The organism is Frigoribacterium sp. NPDC087798 (assembly GCF_044742985.1).
Classification (GTDB): domain Bacteria; phylum Actinomycetota; class Actinomycetes; order Actinomycetales; family Microbacteriaceae; genus Frigoribacterium.
Genome location: NZ_JBIUVP010000001.1, coordinates 1,330,197 through 1,345,550, shown reverse-complemented (window position 1 = coordinate 1,345,550; position 15,354 = coordinate 1,330,197). Strand labels below are relative to the sequence as shown.

Annotated in this window: 11 protein-coding genes; 9 read left to right on the top strand and 2 right to left on the bottom strand. The window is 72.8% G+C overall.

Features of this window, described 5'->3' with window-relative positions; genetic code table 11:
• Nucleotides 1–83 precede the first annotated feature (83 nt).
• The 3 genes from ACIOSR_RS06290 to ACIOSR_RS06280 all read left to right on the top strand — a co-directional run bounded on the left by ACIOSR_RS06290 (nt 84) and on the right by ACIOSR_RS06280 (nt 4,637).
• Entirely contained in the window at nt 84–845 is a 762-nt protein-coding gene (locus ACIOSR_RS06290; protein ID WP_055978139.1) for a carbohydrate ABC transporter permease, read from the top strand.
• Between the two features lie 48 nt (nt 846–893).
• Nucleotides 894–2,846, top strand: a complete 1,953-nt coding sequence (locus ACIOSR_RS06285; RefSeq protein WP_402752123.1) for a glycoside hydrolase family 127 protein — start codon at nt 894–896, stop codon at nt 2,844–2,846.
• Between the two features lie 78 nt (nt 2,847–2,924).
• Nucleotides 2,925–4,637, top strand: coding sequence for a CBM35 domain-containing protein (locus ACIOSR_RS06280; RefSeq protein ID WP_371740383.1), 1,713 nt, complete (start codon nt 2,925–2,927; stop codon nt 4,635–4,637).
• Nucleotides 4,638–4,849: 212 nt separating this feature from the next.
• On the opposite strand, the gene ACIOSR_RS06275 is transcribed toward ACIOSR_RS06280, so the two are convergent.
• A complete protein-coding gene (locus tag ACIOSR_RS06275) occupies nt 4,850–6,871 on the bottom strand; it encodes an Ig-like domain repeat protein (RefSeq protein ID WP_402752122.1) in 2,022 nt (673 codons plus the stop codon).
• A gap of 386 nt (nt 6,872–7,257) precedes the next feature.
• Between ACIOSR_RS06275 and ACIOSR_RS06270 the strand changes: the two genes are divergently transcribed.
• The 4 genes from ACIOSR_RS06270 to ACIOSR_RS06255 all read left to right on the top strand — a co-directional run bounded on the left by ACIOSR_RS06270 (nt 7,258) and on the right by ACIOSR_RS06255 (nt 11,758).
• The gene (locus ACIOSR_RS06270; RefSeq protein ID WP_056047119.1) at nt 7,258–7,800 is read left to right on the top strand and encodes a PadR family transcriptional regulator; all 543 of its coding nucleotides are present in this window, start codon (nt 7,258–7,260) and stop codon (nt 7,798–7,800) included.
• A gap of 41 nt (nt 7,801–7,841) precedes the next feature.
• The gene (locus ACIOSR_RS06265; protein ID WP_402752121.1) at nt 7,842–9,518 is read left to right on the top strand and encodes an ABC1 kinase family protein; all 1,677 of its coding nucleotides are present in this window, start codon (nt 7,842–7,844) and stop codon (nt 9,516–9,518) included.
• 183 nt (nt 9,519–9,701) lie between these two features.
• A complete protein-coding gene (locus ACIOSR_RS06260; RefSeq protein ID WP_056047117.1) occupies nt 9,702–10,307 on the top strand; it encodes a hypothetical protein in 606 nt (201 codons plus the stop codon).
• A gap of 35 nt (nt 10,308–10,342) precedes the next feature.
• Nucleotides 10,343–11,758: a LamG-like jellyroll fold domain-containing protein gene (locus tag ACIOSR_RS06255; RefSeq protein ID WP_402752120.1), complete on the top strand. Its 1,416-nt coding sequence runs from the start codon at nt 10,343–10,345 to the stop codon at nt 11,756–11,758.
• Between the two features lie 117 nt (nt 11,759–11,875).
• Here ACIOSR_RS06255 and ACIOSR_RS06250 read toward each other — a convergent pair whose 3' ends face one another.
• Nucleotides 11,876–13,186 (bottom strand): ice-binding family protein, encoded by a 1,311-nt coding sequence (locus tag ACIOSR_RS06250; RefSeq protein WP_402752119.1) that lies wholly within the window; start codon nt 13,184–13,186, stop codon nt 11,876–11,878.
• A 202-nt stretch (nt 13,187–13,388) separates the two neighbouring features.
• Here ACIOSR_RS06250 and ACIOSR_RS06245 point away from each other — a divergent pair, with 202 nt between their 5' ends.
• Both ACIOSR_RS06245 and ACIOSR_RS06240 read left to right on the top strand, forming a co-directional pair.
• Complete coding sequence (locus ACIOSR_RS06245; RefSeq protein WP_056047111.1) at nt 13,389–14,075, top strand: TetR/AcrR family transcriptional regulator; 687 nt, start codon at nt 13,389–13,391, stop codon at nt 14,073–14,075.
• 179 nt (nt 14,076–14,254) lie between these two features.
• The gene (locus tag ACIOSR_RS06240; RefSeq protein ID WP_402752118.1) at nt 14,255–15,307 is read left to right on the top strand and encodes a hypothetical protein; all 1,053 of its coding nucleotides are present in this window, start codon (nt 14,255–14,257) and stop codon (nt 15,305–15,307) included.
• Nucleotides 15,308–15,354 lie beyond the last annotated feature (47 nt).

Sequence of the window (15,354 nt, the reverse complement as noted above, 5' to 3'; positions counted from 1 at the left end):
CGGACGTGCGCCGCGCCTCCTCGCGGCGGGCCGGCCGGCGCAGCCTGGCCACGACCGTCCTCGGCGTCGTCTTCACGGCGATCATGTTGTTCCCCATCTACTGGATGATCAACGTCTCGCTGACGCCGACGGCGCAGATGCGGCAGAGCCCGCCGTCGTGGTTCCCGACGAATCCGACGCTCGACGGCTACGCGGCCGTCGTGTCCGAGCAGCTGCCCTACCTCGGCACGAGCCTGCTGGTCGGGCTCGGCACCGTCGTCGTGACGGTCGCCCTGTCGGCACCGGCCGCGTACTCGCTCGCGAAGCTGCGGCCCAAGGGGGGAGGCGCGCTCAGCTTCGTCCTGCTGGTCGCGCAGATGATCCCCCAGGTCATCATGGCGATGGGCTTCTACGCGATCTACCTCAACCTCGGCATCCTCAACGAGTGGTGGGGTCTCGTGATCGCCGACTCGACGCTCGCGGTGCCGTTCGGCGTGCTGATCTTCACCGCGTTCATGAGCGGCATCCCCGACGAGTTGCTGAGCGCCGCGAAGCTCGACGGGGCCGGCTCGTGGCGGACGTTCGTCTCGGTGGTGCTTCCGGTCAGCCGCAACTCGGCCGTCACCGTCGGGCTGTTCGCGTTCTTGTGGGCCTGGTCGGACTTCGTCTTCTCGTCGACGCTCAACAGCGGCGGCTCGGCCCAGACCATCACCCTCGGCATCTACCGCTACATCGGCAACAACAACCAGGAGTGGAACTCGATCATGGCCACCGCCGTGGTCGCGTCGATCCCCGCCACCGTCCTGCTCGTCGTCGCGCAGCGGTACGTCGCCGCCGGCGTCACCGCCGGTGCCGTCAAGGACTGAGCCGGCCTCCCCGAGCCGACAGCGCCTGGCCGACAGGACCGAACCGACATGACCACCACACATCCCGCGAGGAGCACGCCCGTGACCACCATCCACACCTCGACCGCACCGTTCTCGGGCCCGGTCCGGCCCGGCCGGTCGACCCTGACCCCGCTCGACTCGTCCGAGATCCGCCTGACCGGCGGGTACTGGGCCGAGAAGCAACGCCTGAACGCCGACGTCGTGCTGCGCCACTGCGAGGACTGGATGGAGCGCATCGGCTGGACGGGCAACTTCGACCGGGCCGCGTCCCATCAGGCCGGCTGGGTGCACGCCGGCATCGAGTTCGTCGACAGCGAGGTCTACAAGCTGCTCGAGGGCATGGCGTGGGAGCTCGGCCGATCGCACGACGCCGACCTCTCGTCGCGCTACGACCAGCTGGTGTACCGGGTCGCCTCGGCGCAGGACGACGACGGCTACCTGCACACCAGCTTCGGTCGTCCCTGGCAGCCCGCCCGCTACTCGAACCTCGAATGGGGCCACGAGCTCTACAGCTTCGGCCACCTCGTCCAGGCGGCCGTCGCGGCCGAGAGGACCGGCATCGAGAGCGCCCTGGTCGACGTCGCCCGCCGCCTGGCCGACCACCTCTGGGTCGAGTTCGGGCCCGACGGGCGGGTGGCGGTCTGCGGGCACCCCGAGATCGAGGTCGCGCTCGTCGAGTTCGGCCGCGCCCTCGACGAGCCCCGCTACGTCGAGCTCGCGCGCCTCTTCGTCGAGCGCCGCGGCCGCGGCCTGCTGGCGCCGATCGAGTACGGCCAGGAGTACTTCCAGGACGACGTGCCGGTGCGGGAGGCCGAGGTGCTGCGCGGGCACGCGGTGCGGGCGTTGTACCTGGCGGCCGGGGCCCTCGACGTGGCCGTCGAGACCGGCGACGACGAACTCGCCGACGCCGTCCGGCGGCAGTGGGAGGCGACCGTCGCGCGCCGCACGTACGTCACCGGCGGGATGGGCTCGCACCACCAGGACGAGGCGTACGGTGCCGACTTCGAGCTTCCGCCGGATCGCGCCTACTCGGAGACCTGCGCCGGCATCGCCTCGAACATGCTGTCGTGGCGCCTGCTGCTGCAGGACGGCGACCCGCGCTACGCGGACCTGATCGAACGCACGCTGTTCAACAACGTGATGGCCTCGCCCCGCGAGGACGGGCGTGCCTTCTTCTACACGAACACGTTGCACCAGCGCACCGACGGCGTCGCCCCCGACGAGGACGAGCTGAACGCCCGCGCCCTGTCGAGCCTCCGGGCGCCCTGGTTCGAGGTCTCGTGCTGCCCGACGAACGTCGCCCGCACGCTCGCGAGCGTCGAGTCGACCTTCGCGACCAAGACGCCGGCCGGGCTGCAGGTGCACCAGTACGGCGAGTACGACGTCGACACCACCCTTTCCGACGGCACGCCGATCGCCCTGTCGGTGCGCAGCGGCTACCCCTACGACGGCGCGGTCCGCATCACCTGGCGCGACGACACGCGACGCGAGGTCGACCTCGACCTGCGCATTCCCTCGTGGGCGGGCTCGGCACGCATCGAGGCGCCCGGCCAGACACCGTCCGTGCGGGACGGACGCTCGACGACCGTCCGGGGCCGGTTCGCGGCGGGCGACGTCGTCACGGTCGACTTGCCGATGCAGGCCCGGTGGAGCCTGCCCGACCCTCGGATCGACGCGGTGCGCGGCCAGGTCGCCGTTCAGCGCGGCCCGCTCGTGCTGGCGCTCGAGTCGACCGACCTGCCCGACGGCGACGTCAACGACGTGGTCGTCGACACCTCGGTCGAACCGGTGACCACCGAGCGGGGTGCCACGGTCGAGGTGTCGCGTCTGGCCGCGGCCACCGCCGACTGGCCGTACGGCGAGCCCGGCGACGCGACCGGCCCGCTCGGCGCGGTCGCCCTCGTGCCCTACGCCACCTGGGCGAACCGCGGGCCGTCGACCATGAGGGTCTGGCTGCCCGTCGCCCGGGTCGAGGGCTGACCCGCGCCTCCTGACGTCCCGCCCGTGAGGGCGGTGCGACCCGGTTCCATCCCTCGAAGAAAGCAAAGGAGCTTCTCTGTGAACCGAACGAAGATCACGACGGGACTGCTGGCGGCGACGGCGGTCCTCGCGGCGCTCGTCGCACCGGCGGCACCCGCAGAAGCGGCGGGCAACACGCTCGTCGTCGACGCCTCGACGAGCATCAGGCCCGTCACCCACGTCGGAGCCGGGGGGCTGTACGCCGTGGCGTCCGACACGACGCCGGCCCCTGGTCTGCTGACGCCGTTGCGGCTGAAGCAGCACACGCAGCCCGCTCCCGGCGTGCAGCAGCTCGGCAACGGTGCCACCGTGCCGACCGGCGACGTGCTGAAGACGGCGAACGCGTTCACCCGCGACGGTGCACAGTCGTACGCCCGCATGCCCGACGTCTACCCGGACTTCCCGTACCGCTGGATCAGCTGGCAGGACTGGACGCAGAAGATCGACACGATGGTCGGGGCCCGGGTCGCCGCGGCGGGCACGACGAACATCAACGGCTGGGAGCTGTGGAACGAGCCCGACGGCACCTGGGACACCGCGAAGGCGGGCCCGTTCCTCGACGGGTGGACCCGGACCTACCGCCAGGTGAAGCTGCAGGACACGGTGACGCCGATCGTGGGTCCGAGCTACAGCCGCTACTACCCCGACCGCATGCGCGAGTTCATGGCCAGGGCGAAGGCCGACGGCACCCTGCCGGACGTCGTCGTCTGGCACGAACTGGACGACGGCGGGTGGGCCGACGTCGACGAGCACGTGGCCGACTACCGATCGATCGAGCGTGACCTCGGCATCAGCCCGCGTCCGATCTCGATCAACGAATACGGTTCGCCGAACCAGGTCGACACCCCCAGCGTCGCGGCCCACTTCATCGCGCAGTTCGAGCGCACCGGCATCAAGGACGCCGAACGCGCGTACTGGTACGAATCCGGGACGGTCGGGGGACTCGTCTGGAACAACGCTCCGACCGGGTCGTACTGGCTCTACAAGTGGTACGGCGAGATGGCGGGCTCCATGGTCGACGTGACGCCCTCGGGCGATCTCGACGGGTTCGCCTCGTACGACTCGACCCGCGGGATCGTCAACGTCGCGTTCGGCGGGACGTTCGGTGACAACGCCGTACAGGTCAAGGGACTGGCCGGTCTCGGGTCGCAGGTGAGGGTGACGGTGAACTACACGCCGCGCTCGGGACGCATGGCGAACGTCGCTGCCCCGACCCAGCTGTCGAGTACCACCGTCGGCGTCGTGAACGGGGCCGTCACCGTCCCCATCCCGAACCAGGACTACCTCGGCGCCTACCAGGTGGTCGTCACGCCCGCCTCGGGCCCGGCCACGAGCTACCAGCAGACCTACGAGGCCGAGAACGCGACGGTGGTCAACGCGTCGATCCTGTCGTCGTCCTCGGCGTCCAACTCCGGCTACGTGGGTCGCATCGACGGTCTGGGTGACGGCCGGTCGAACTCCTTCGTCGATTTCGTGGTCGAGGTGCCGACGGCCGGCAGCTACTCGTTGACGACCCGCTACGCGAACGGAGGCGCAACGACGTCGACGCAGGGCCTCGCCTTCAACGGTGGTGCGTTCTCGACGGTGTCGTACGCACCGACGGGTGGCTGGGGGCGGTTCGCCACCTCGGCGGCCACACCCGTCACGCTCAAGGCCGGGGTCAACGTGATCCGTCTGGCGAAGGGTTCTCCGAACTTCGCCGGGGGCACCGGATTCGCCGAGCTCGACTCGATCACGGTGACTCCGCGGTAGCCGCCGGTAGGCCGCCGGGCTCCTGAGAAGGCCCGGCCGCCCGACAGCTCTTCCTGTCGGGCCGGGCGGTGCGTCACGGTCCCGTGCCGTGACGCACCGCCCCTCTGTGGTCGCGACCCGCGCCTCCTGCCGTTCCGGCCCCCGGGGCCGCGGACTCGGCACCGCGGACCCGGCGCCGCGGACCCGGCGTCGCGGACTCGGCGCCGCGCTCGTCAGCGAAGGACGACGATCATCCGCTTCGAGACGCTGGCGGACACGTTGCCCGACCCGGCATACGACGCGGACAGGACGTACGTGCCCCCGCGGGTGAAGGTCCCCACCGGCACGGTGACGCGTCCTGCTCCGTCGGCCGAGACGGTGGCGGTGCCGACGGTCCTGCCGCCCGAGGTCACGGTCACGGTGCCGGTGGGGCGGGGGACGCCGGGGGCCGACACCGTGACCGTGACCGTCGCCGCCTCGTTCTTGGTGATCGCCGTCGTCCCGCGGGTCAGCGCGCTGGACGAGGAGGCCTTGTCGACGGTCACTCCGACGACCGCCGAGTCCGAGCCGGACTGCGTCGTCGTGGCAGGGACGAAGGAGGCGCGCAGCTGGTGGGTGCCCGCCGCGGTCGTCCCCGGCAGGGTCACCGTAGCGCGCCCTTCGGACCCGACCTTCGTGCTGCCGACGACGGCCGTGCCGTCCCGGAGCGTCACCGTCCCGCTCGGGGCCGAGCCGTCCGACGCGACGACCTGGGTGGTCGTCGTGATCGGGGTGCTCGAGCCGTGGGTCTGGCGGGTGCGGTCGACGCTCAGGCGACTGGTCGTCGTCGCGGGTGCGGTCGCGGGCGCCGGGGCCGACAGGGTCGGGGCCGGAGCGGAGGCGGGCACCTTGGCGGACCCCCCGGCGAGGCTCACGTCGAGGACCGCTCCGCCCGACGGGGTCATCGAGCGGACCGACACCGTGAACCCGCCGTTCGCGCTGGTGAACGACTCGCCCGCGTCGAGGTGCGTGTCGCGACGGCTGGGGTCGCGCCCGGCGTCGAGGCCGACCGCGAGGGCGACGGTCGACACCGTGCTGCCCGCGAGGGTGAGGGGTCGGAGCACCCGGACGCTGCCGGTCGTCTTGTCGCTGGTGAGCGCGCAGCGCGTGAAGCCCGATCCGACGAGGGCGCAGGACGGAGAACGTCCGCCGAACTCCGGGCTGGTGGCGTCCGTCCCGGTCGCGGTGCGGTACTCGACGTAGTAGTCCTGACCGCTGACCGGGTCGACCACCTTGACGGCGCGGCCCTTCGCGGCACCGTCGAGCGAGGCGACGGTGACCTGGCTAGTCGTGCCCACCCCGCTGAGCGTGGTGACGTCGGTCAGGTAACCGGCGCGGACCCGCTGGACGGACGACAGGTGGGGGCGGGACGACGAGACCGAGTAGCCCATGATGTCGAGGAAGTCCCCGTACTCGAGCACGGGGCAGGTGGCGGGGGAGTCGGTCGACGTGGCGTACCGGTAGTCGCTCGCGGCCCCGTCGAACGACGTCGTGCTGCGGCACATGCCGGCACCGGCGTGGCCGAAGCCGAGGTTGTGGCCGAACTCGTGCAGCAGCACGGGGACGCCCAGCGTGCTGCCCGCTCCGTACGAGCTGAAGACCTCGCCGCCGTCGCCGCCGACCGTGCCGAACGCGGTCGCCGTCGTCCCGCAGGTCTCGCGGCTCAGGACGATCAGGTGCTCGTTCGTGCCGGCCCACGCGTACCGGGCGAACCGTCCGCCGAAGGCCGAGGTGTGGACCGTGTTGAGCACCGTGGCCGGGACGCACGACGCCTGGTCGAGCGACCGGGTCTCGATGCCGGCGAGCGTCACGTTCACGGTGTGACCCGACTCCGCCCACCAGTAGTCGTGCAGCTGCGTCACGGCGGCCCGGATCGAGGCGTCGTCGGGAGGCGTGGGGGAGTCGTCCGAGGTCGCGGCCGTCGCCGCGGCGACGCTGACGTACACCGGGTGGTCCGTCACCCCGGTCGTCGGCGACACGTCGTCGTCGGTCTGGGCCCTCAGCAGGGGCGCCGCGGGCACCGTCATCATGTCGCCGGACAGGTCGGCCGAGACGCCCGACGTGGCCGTCGAGGCGGCGGCCGTCGTGGTGGGGACGGTGGCGGCCGGGGCGGGCGACGGGGTCGCGGCCTGGGCGGGGGCGGTCACCAGGACGGTGAACAGCAGGGCCGCGGCGGCGGCGGTCGCCGCGAGGCGGCGGGTCGGGAACGAGGGCATGGCGGACTCCAGGGATCTCGGAGGCGCGGACCGTCACCGAGGGACGTACGACTCCGTCGGACGTCGGGGAACGACGGAGGTCCTGCCGCCTCGGCGGACGTCGGGGAACGCCGAGGCAGCAGGGCTCGCCGGCGGACGTCGGGGAACGCCGGAGAGGTGACGGCAACGCGCCGTCGGTGGGGGTTCATACCCACGAATGGAACTCAACCACCCTCGTCCGGTCGCCCGAACCCCCCGAACGAGTGCGTGGGGACCCCCAGAACAGGACCGTTCGGGATCTCGGCGGCCGCGCCTCCTGCCTGGGCGTCAGCCCTGACGGGCCACCGGTGGGGGTATATCGTCCGGGTATCGTTCGACCCCGTTCCACCCTCGAGAAGGAGAACACCATGAGCAGCACGTCAGCACCCGGCACCTTCGGCTTCGGCACCGGCCTCGACGGCATGTGGCAGGCCATGGAGCAGCTCCGCTCGACCTTCGACCGCCGCGAGGGCACCCGTGCCCCGCGGGGCGAGGTGCGGGCCGCGATCCTCGCGCTGCTGGCCGAACGCCCCATGCACGGCTACCAGATCATCCGCGAGATCGACGAGCGCAGCGGCGGCGACTGGAAGCCCAGCGCCGGGTCCGTCTACCCGACCCTGCAGTTGCTCTCCGACGAGGGGCTCGTCGCCGCGGAGGAGACCGACGGCCGCAAGGTCTACTCGCTCACCGAGGCCGGTCGCGCCGCCGCCGGGGTCGACCCGTCGGCTCCGTGGGAGCCCGAGCGCTCCGCCACCGGCGACCGGTTCCGCGCCCTGCCCAAGGCCGGCGTCGAGCTGGCCCGCGCCACGGCGCAGGTCGGCCGGACGGGCTCGCCCGAGCAGGTCGACGAGGCGGTGGCGGTGCTCGACGAGGCCCGTCGTCGCATCTACTCGATCCTCGCCCGAGACTGACGAGGGTGGCGTCGACCGACCCCTCCGCGTCCAGTCCTCCGGTGCGTGACCGAGCCGGTCGCGCGCGCTACCGTCGCATCCTGCGGTTCGCGTCGCGGCACCTCGCCGTCACCTGGTGGTTCGAACTCGTCCTACCCCGCTTCGGCCTGCGGCGGCTCGCGGAGCGCACGCGTCCGCGACGCATGCGGCGCTTCGCCCGGGGCTTCCACGCACTGGCCCTCGACCTCGGCGGTCTGATGATCAAGGTCGGCCAGTACCTGTCGTCCCGCCTCGACGTGCTGCCGCCCGAGATCACCAAAGAGCTCGAGGGGCTGCAGGACGAGGTCACGCCCGTGCCCTTCCCGGGCATCCGCGCCCTGGCCGAGGCCGAGCTGGGCCGACCCCTCGGGCAGGTCTTCGCCACCGTCGCCGAGTCGCCCATCGCCGCCGCCTCGCTCGGCCAGGCGCACCGGGCGACGCTCGGGCCCGTCGACGCGGCCGACACGGGCCTCACGGACGTCGTGCTCAAGGTGCAGCGGCCCGGCATCGACGCCGTGGTCGACGTCGACCTCGCCGCACTCCGCCGCGTCGGCGGCTGGCTCAGCCACGTCCGGCTGGTGTCGGACCGGGTCGACGCCCCCGCCCTCGTCGAGGAGTTCGCGCGCACCAGCCTCGAAGAGATCGACTACCTCAACGAGGCCGCCAACTCGGCCCGCTTCGCCGCCGACTTCGCCGACGACGACCGGGTGAGCGTGCCCGACGTCGTGTGGGAGCGCACCACGCGTCGCGTCCTCGTGCTGGACGACGTCTCGGCCATCAAGATCACCGACGTCGACGCGCTGGCCGCCGCCGGCATCGACCCCGCCGAGGTCGCCCCCGTCTTCGCCGCGGTGATGTTCGACCAGCTCTTCACCCACGGGTTCTTCCACGCCGACCCGCATCCCGGCAACATCTTCGTCACGCCCGTGCCCGACGCGGTCGACGGCCAGCGACCGTGGAAGCTCACCTTCATCGACTTCGGCATGATGGGCGAGGTGCCGACGGGCACCCGGACGGGCTTGCGCAAGCTGCTGATCGCGGCGGCCTCGCGTGACGGTTCGGGCATGGTGAACGCCATGCGCGACCTCGGCGTCCTGTTGCCGAGCGCCGACACGCTCGGGCTCGAGCGGGCCGTGACCGCCACCTTCGCCCGGTTCGGCGGCATGGGGTTCGCCGAACTCCGGCAGGTCGACCCGCGGGAGTACCGCGAGTTCGCCGGGCAGTTCGGCGACCTCATCCGGTCGCTGCCGTTCCAGCTGCCCGAGGACTTCCTGCTCGTGCTGCGGGCGATGACGCTGACCTCGGGGGTCGCCAGCGCGCTCGACCCGGCGTTCAACCTGTGGGACTCGGTCGAGCCCTACGCGGCCCGGCTGATCCGCGACGAACGAGGCAACGCGGTGCAGGACGTCACGCGCCGCACCCTCGACGCCGCCACGGTGGCCGTGCGTCTGCCCGGCCGACTCGACCACCTCGTCACGCGCCTCGAGGACGGCACGCTCGAGGTGGGCAGCCCCCGGATCGAGCGCCAGTTGACCCGCATCGAGCGGACCGCCCGGCGGGTGGTCTCGGCCGTGCTCTTCGCCGCCCTGCTGATCGCGGGGGCCGTCCTGCGAAGCGGGGACGACGTGGTCGGCACGGTGCTCATGGCCACCTCGGCGGTGCCCCTGCTGCACGCGCTGCTGGCCGGCCGCGGACGCTGACCTCCGGCCGGTGCGCCCCGGCGGGGTACAGGGGGTTCCCCCTGACTGGGGACACGACGCCCCTTACCGAGTCGACGATCCCTCGGTACCGTCGCCCCATCGGCACCGTGCCGAGACGTCACAGCCCCCTCCCGACAGGCACCACGGGGGCCTCGGCGCCCCCCACCCGAAGGACTCCCCGACATGTCCCGATCGCTCCGCCGCGCCCGCTGGACCCGCCGTGCCCGCTGGGCCGCCGTGCCCGTCGCCGTCATCGCCTCCGGCGCCATCATCTCGACGGCGTCGTACTCGGCCTTCTCGGCCACCACCTCGAACCCGACGAGCAACTGGTCGACCGGCACCGTGCAGCTCACGGACGACGATTCCGACGTCGCCCTGTTCTCGGCCTCGGGCCTGATGCCCGGTGACACCGGCACGAGGTGCATCACGGTCACCTCGACGGGCAGCCTGCCCTCGTCGGTCCGGCTCTACGGCACCGCGGCGACCACGACCAACTCGCTCTCGTCCTTCCTCGACCTGACGATCCAACAGGGGTCGGGCGCGTCCAGCGCCTCGTGTGACGGCTTCACCCCGGCGAGCCAGGGTGCGCAGGTCTTCTCGGGCACCCTCGCCGACTTCGCGAGCCAGCGGACCGGCTACGCCACCGGCGCCCCGACCTGGTCACCGGACGGGACGGCCGCCGAGTCGCGCTCGTTCAAGTTCACGTACGCGCTCAGCCAGTCGACGCCGAACACCGGTCAGGACTCGCGCGCGGCGATCGCCTTCACCTGGGAGGCCCAGACCCGCTGACGCGGGAGACGACGCCCGAGCCGGAACACGCCGACATGACGACCCTCGCGGCCCCCGCCGCCACCACCCCGCAGGTCCGCTCCGACCTGTCGTTCTGGGGTGCGCTGTGCCTGGCGACGATCGCGCGGGTCGTCCTGACGACGGCCGTGTGCCTCCTGCTCTGGGCGGCCGTCCCGGCCCTCTGGGGCTGGTCGCCCACGACCGTGGTCACGGGGTCGATGTCGCCCGCGATCGCCACCGGGGACGTGGTCGTGGCGATGCCCGTCGACACGACCGACCTCGACGCGGGGCAGGTGCTGCTCGTCGACGATCCGGACCGGGCCGGGGAGCTGCGGCTGCACCGTCTGGTCGACACGACCGACGACGGGTCGTTGCGACTCAAGGGCGACGCGAACGCCGAGGTCGACTCGAGCCCCGTCGCCGCCGAGGCCGTGCACGGCGTCGGGGTCCTGCTCGTGCCGTCCATCGGGTCGCCGATGCTCTGGCACGGCGGCGACCGCGTCGTGGGCGTGCTCGTCGTGTCCCTCGTCGTGCTGCTCCTGCTCGCGGCGACGCGGCTCGAGCCGACCAGCGAGGACGTCGTCGACCCCCTCGCCCCGTCCCGTCACCGTGCGCCCACGCAGCCGTCGGGGCGGTCGCGCGCGGCCCGGGTCTCGGGCGTCGCCCTCACCGTGGTGGCCGGGGTGGCCGTGCTCTTCCTCGTCGTCGGCTCGAGCCACGCGGCGTTCTCGGCCACGACCTCGACCTCGAGCGTGCTCGCCACCTCGCGGTTCGCCTGCCTCGACCGCCCGGTCGCTGCGCAGGCGCGATTCGCCTACCAGTTCAACGACGGGGTCGGCACGACCGCGCGCGACAGCAGCGGCAACGGACGACCGGGCACCCTCACCCCCGGGGCCACGATCACGGGCGGCACGTGCGCCCCCGGTGACGGCCCGTTCCTGAGGCTCGACGGCGTGGACGGTCAGGTCACGACGGGGCTGAACATCGACGGCCCCCAGGTCTTCACCGTCGAGACCTGGTTCCGCACGACCACGACGACGGGCGGCAAGCTGATCGGCTTCGGGAACAGCCAGGCGGGCGCGTCGGGACAGTACGACCGTCACCTCTACCTGACAGACCGGGGCACGCTGATCTTCGGCGTCTACAGCGGCGGGTACTTCACCCTGCAGAGCCCGTCGACGTACACCGACGGTGCATGGCACCTCGCGACGGCGACCCTGGACGCCTCGGGCATGACGCTCTACGTGGACGGCGCGCCGGTCGGGTCGTCGTCCCAGGCGGCGGCCGAGAACGCCCGCGGCTACTGGCGGATCGGCTACGACGCGGTGAACGCGCCCTGGCCCTCGCCGCCGACCAGCAAGCACTTCCGGGGCGACCTCGACGACACGACGGTCCTCGACGTCGCCTCGACGGCGGCCGAGGTGAGCGCGAGGTACGCGGCCGGCCGGTGAGCGTCGACCGGCGTCCGTCGACCGGCGTCCGGGGACCCGGGCCCGGGGACCCGGGCCCGGTGCCTCGGTCAGGAGGCGCGGGTCGGTCGAGCGAGGCGCCGCCGGTGGACCCGTCGGTCAGGAGCGGGCGAGGCGGCGGCGTCGGATGGCCGTGACGGTGACGAGGGCGGCACCGAGGAGCAGGACCAGGCCGGCACCGATCACCGGCAGCGTGGTGTCCGCACCCGTGTAGGCGAGGTCGCCGCGAGGGCCGGTGCCGTTCCGGTCGGAGACGGGGACGGCCGGGGTCGACGGCGTGGTCGTCCCGGGCGGCGTGGTCGTCCCGGGAGGCGTGGTCGCGCCGGGGGGAGTCACGGTGCCGGGAGGGGTGCCGCCGTCGCCCGGGGGCGGCGTGACGACGTCGGCCGGGGTGACCGTGATCGTGTAGTCCGCGGTGTCGGGCGGCGTCGTGCCGTTGTCGGCCGTGATGGTGACGGTGGTGTCGCCGGGGGTGGTCGGGGTGCCCGAGATCTCGCCGGTGGTGCCGTTCAGCGTGAGGCCGGCCGGCAGGGTGCCGGTGGTGACGGTGAAGGTCGGGGCCGGGGCACCGGTCGCCGTGACGGTGAACGAGTACGGGGTGCCCTCGGTCGCCGTCGTCGGGCTGCCCGACGTGATGGTCGGGGCGACGGTCTCGGACGGCGTGCCGACCGTGGGGCAGGCCGCGGGCACGGTGAGGGTGTTGGTGTCGAGCGTCACGGCGCCGGTGCGGGCGAGGAGTCGTCCGACGACGGTCGCACCCGTGGTCGCGGTGATGGACTCCTGCGCGAGGATGGTCCCGCGGAAGTCCGCGTCGGCGAGGAGGGTGGCCGAGCTGCCGACCTGCCAGAAGACGTTGCACGCGCTGGCGCCCTGGGAGAAGGTCATGGTCGTGTTCGCGCCGATGGTCAGGGTGCTCGCGGCCTGGATGACCCAGACCGACCGATCGGAACCGGCGAACGCGAGGCTGCCGTTCTCGGTGAGCTGCACCGCGTCCCCCGAGTAGACGCCGGGCGACAGCGACCGACCGGCCAGGTCGACGACGTTGCTCTCCTGCGGGGTGAGGGCTGCGGCCACGTCGTAGGCCGAGGTGAGGTCCTGCTGCGCGAGCCGCGCGGGTTCGTCGGCCACGTGCTGCACGCCCCCGACGATCACGCCGGGGCCACCGGCGTCGAACCCGGTGACCGAGGAGCCGGGGCTGAGGCCGACGTCGCCGTTCACCACGCTGGGGCCGGTGTTGGTGACCGTCGAGGCGGCGAGCACGGCGTAGCTGCGGGCCGACCCGAGGTCGACGGGGCCGTCGATGACGTTCGCGGCGCTCGCGGGGAGGGCCGAGGCCACCGTGAGGGCGGCGGCGACGCCGAGGACGAGCCCCGAGCGGGCGAGGAGGGAAGGGGACGTCGAACGGGGCATGGCGCCACCTGACTGGGAAGAGGAGGCACCTGGACACACGTGATCGGTTCGTGCGGGCGTTCCCCGTTACCTGAGGTATACGCGGGTCTCCCTGAGAACTCAATCCTTGACGCGTCATCCGGCGACGCGACCGACGCAGCGGCACCCGTGTACCCCGGACTGGGCGTCGACTCGTGCGCCGTGCGGTCCGTAACGTCGATGCGTGATCCACGAGACCCACCCCGAGTCGTCGGACGCCCCGACGGCCACGACGACCACCCCCGCCACCCCGTTCGGAGCCCCGTCCGCCGCCGTCGAGCGACGCATCGCCATCGTCGAGGCGGCCATGCGCGTCTTCACCGAGCACGCCTTCCACGAGGCGTCGTTCGAGTTGGTCGCCCGAGCCGCCGATCTGCCCGTCAAGACCGTGAGCGACGAGTTCACCCACTGGAACGGCCTGGTCCTGGCGACCGTCGACCTCTGGGTCGGCCGCCGCACCCGGCCGCTGCTCCCCCTCGCCCGGACGCACGGCACGATCGCCCTGCTGCGCGCGATCGTCGCCGCGAACGCCGCCGAACCCGCGTTGATGCGCCTGCTCAGTGCCACCGTCAACGTCGCGGCGACCCCGGGCCACCCGCTGGCGCCGCTGTTGCACGACCAGTGGCAGCAGTTCTACCGGTTGATCCACAGCTCGCTCGCGCAGGACGTCGAGCTCGGGCGCGAGCCCGACACGATGCAGCCGGCCAGGGGTGCAGAGCAGTTGATCGCCCTGTACGAGGGACTGCAGCTGCAGTCCATGGTCCGACGTGACATGGACGTCGTGGAGTCGTTCGACCGGGCGATCACGCGCCTGCGCGCCGGGTGGGGCTCCGTCTACGTGCCGCCCTCCTGGGACCTCGAGCTGGTCTGAGCCGTCCCTCGCCGACGCGTCGTCGAGGCGATCGGGGTACATCTGAGACAGGCTCATGGACAATCCGGCGTCGTCGGCGTAGAAAAGATGGCACATCGCGTCTCACCAGCGCGATGAGGGGCACGACCCCGACGCCGGGACCCACCACCCCGGTGAGATGCGACCGAAGAAGGTACGCCGTGGATCAGACGGCCGAGACGACGACGAGGCGACCCGCCCCGCTCCGTCTCGTGCGCCTCCTCGGCTTCTCGGGTCTCGCCGCGATCGGCATGGTCGGTCTGGGACTCGCCTTCTCGTCCCCGTCGGCCTCGGCCGACGAGGCCTCGTCCTCCCTCCTCGGCGGCGTCACCTCGGCCGTCGGCCAGGTCGCCGGATCGCTCGACGCCCCCGTGGCCGCCGTCGGTCAGACCGCAGGAGGCGCGGTGTCACAGGTCACGGGCGTCGCCGTCCAGGCCACGGCCGTCGCACCCACGGTGCAGCAGGTCGTGCAGGCCGCGGCCCCCGTGGTGCCCCAGGTCGTGCAGCAGGTCGCAGCCGCCGCACCGGTCTCGTCGGTCGTCGCGCCCGTCGCGCAGACCGTGGACCAGGTCGTCGCGGCCGTCCCCGTGGTGCCTGCCGTCACCGGCCCGGCACCCGTCTCGACCGTGACCGATCCGCTGACCGGCGTCGTCGACGAGGGTCTGACCGCCGTCGGCGACTCGGCCGCGGCCCCCGCCACCCCCGTGGTCCCGCCGGTCGTGCCCGGGGGCGTCACGCCCCGACCGGGCGTCACGGTCCCCGCGGGTGACGTGCCCGCCGGGGCGGACGCGGACGTCGACGGAGCCGACGGCCTCGGAGCCGTCGCCACGGACGAGCTCGCGGTCGCCTCGGTGGCCGACGCGTCCGACGTGTCCGGCACGACCGCATCGACCGACGCGGTCGGCATCCTGCGGGCGCAGATCGCCTCGGGTCCGTCCTCGTCGGCCGACACGACCAGCGCACCCCTGGCGCCCACCCCCGGCCCCGCACCGCTTCCTGCCGGTGACGACCACGGCACGCCCGCCCTGCCCTCGGGCACCGGCGGAGGCGCGAACGGTCAGGCCTCGGGCGGCGGAGCGGCCGGCGGTGCCGTCGCGCTCGACGCGACCCGCGCCTCCCTGCTTCCCGGACTCGCCGTCTCGGCGGGGTCCGCGGACGGCGACGACGACCTCCCGTCGACGCCTGCGTACGACACCGACTCTTCCCCCGACTGAGGCCGGTCGCGTCGCCCCTGCAGCCTCCCGGCTGCCGGCGACATCAG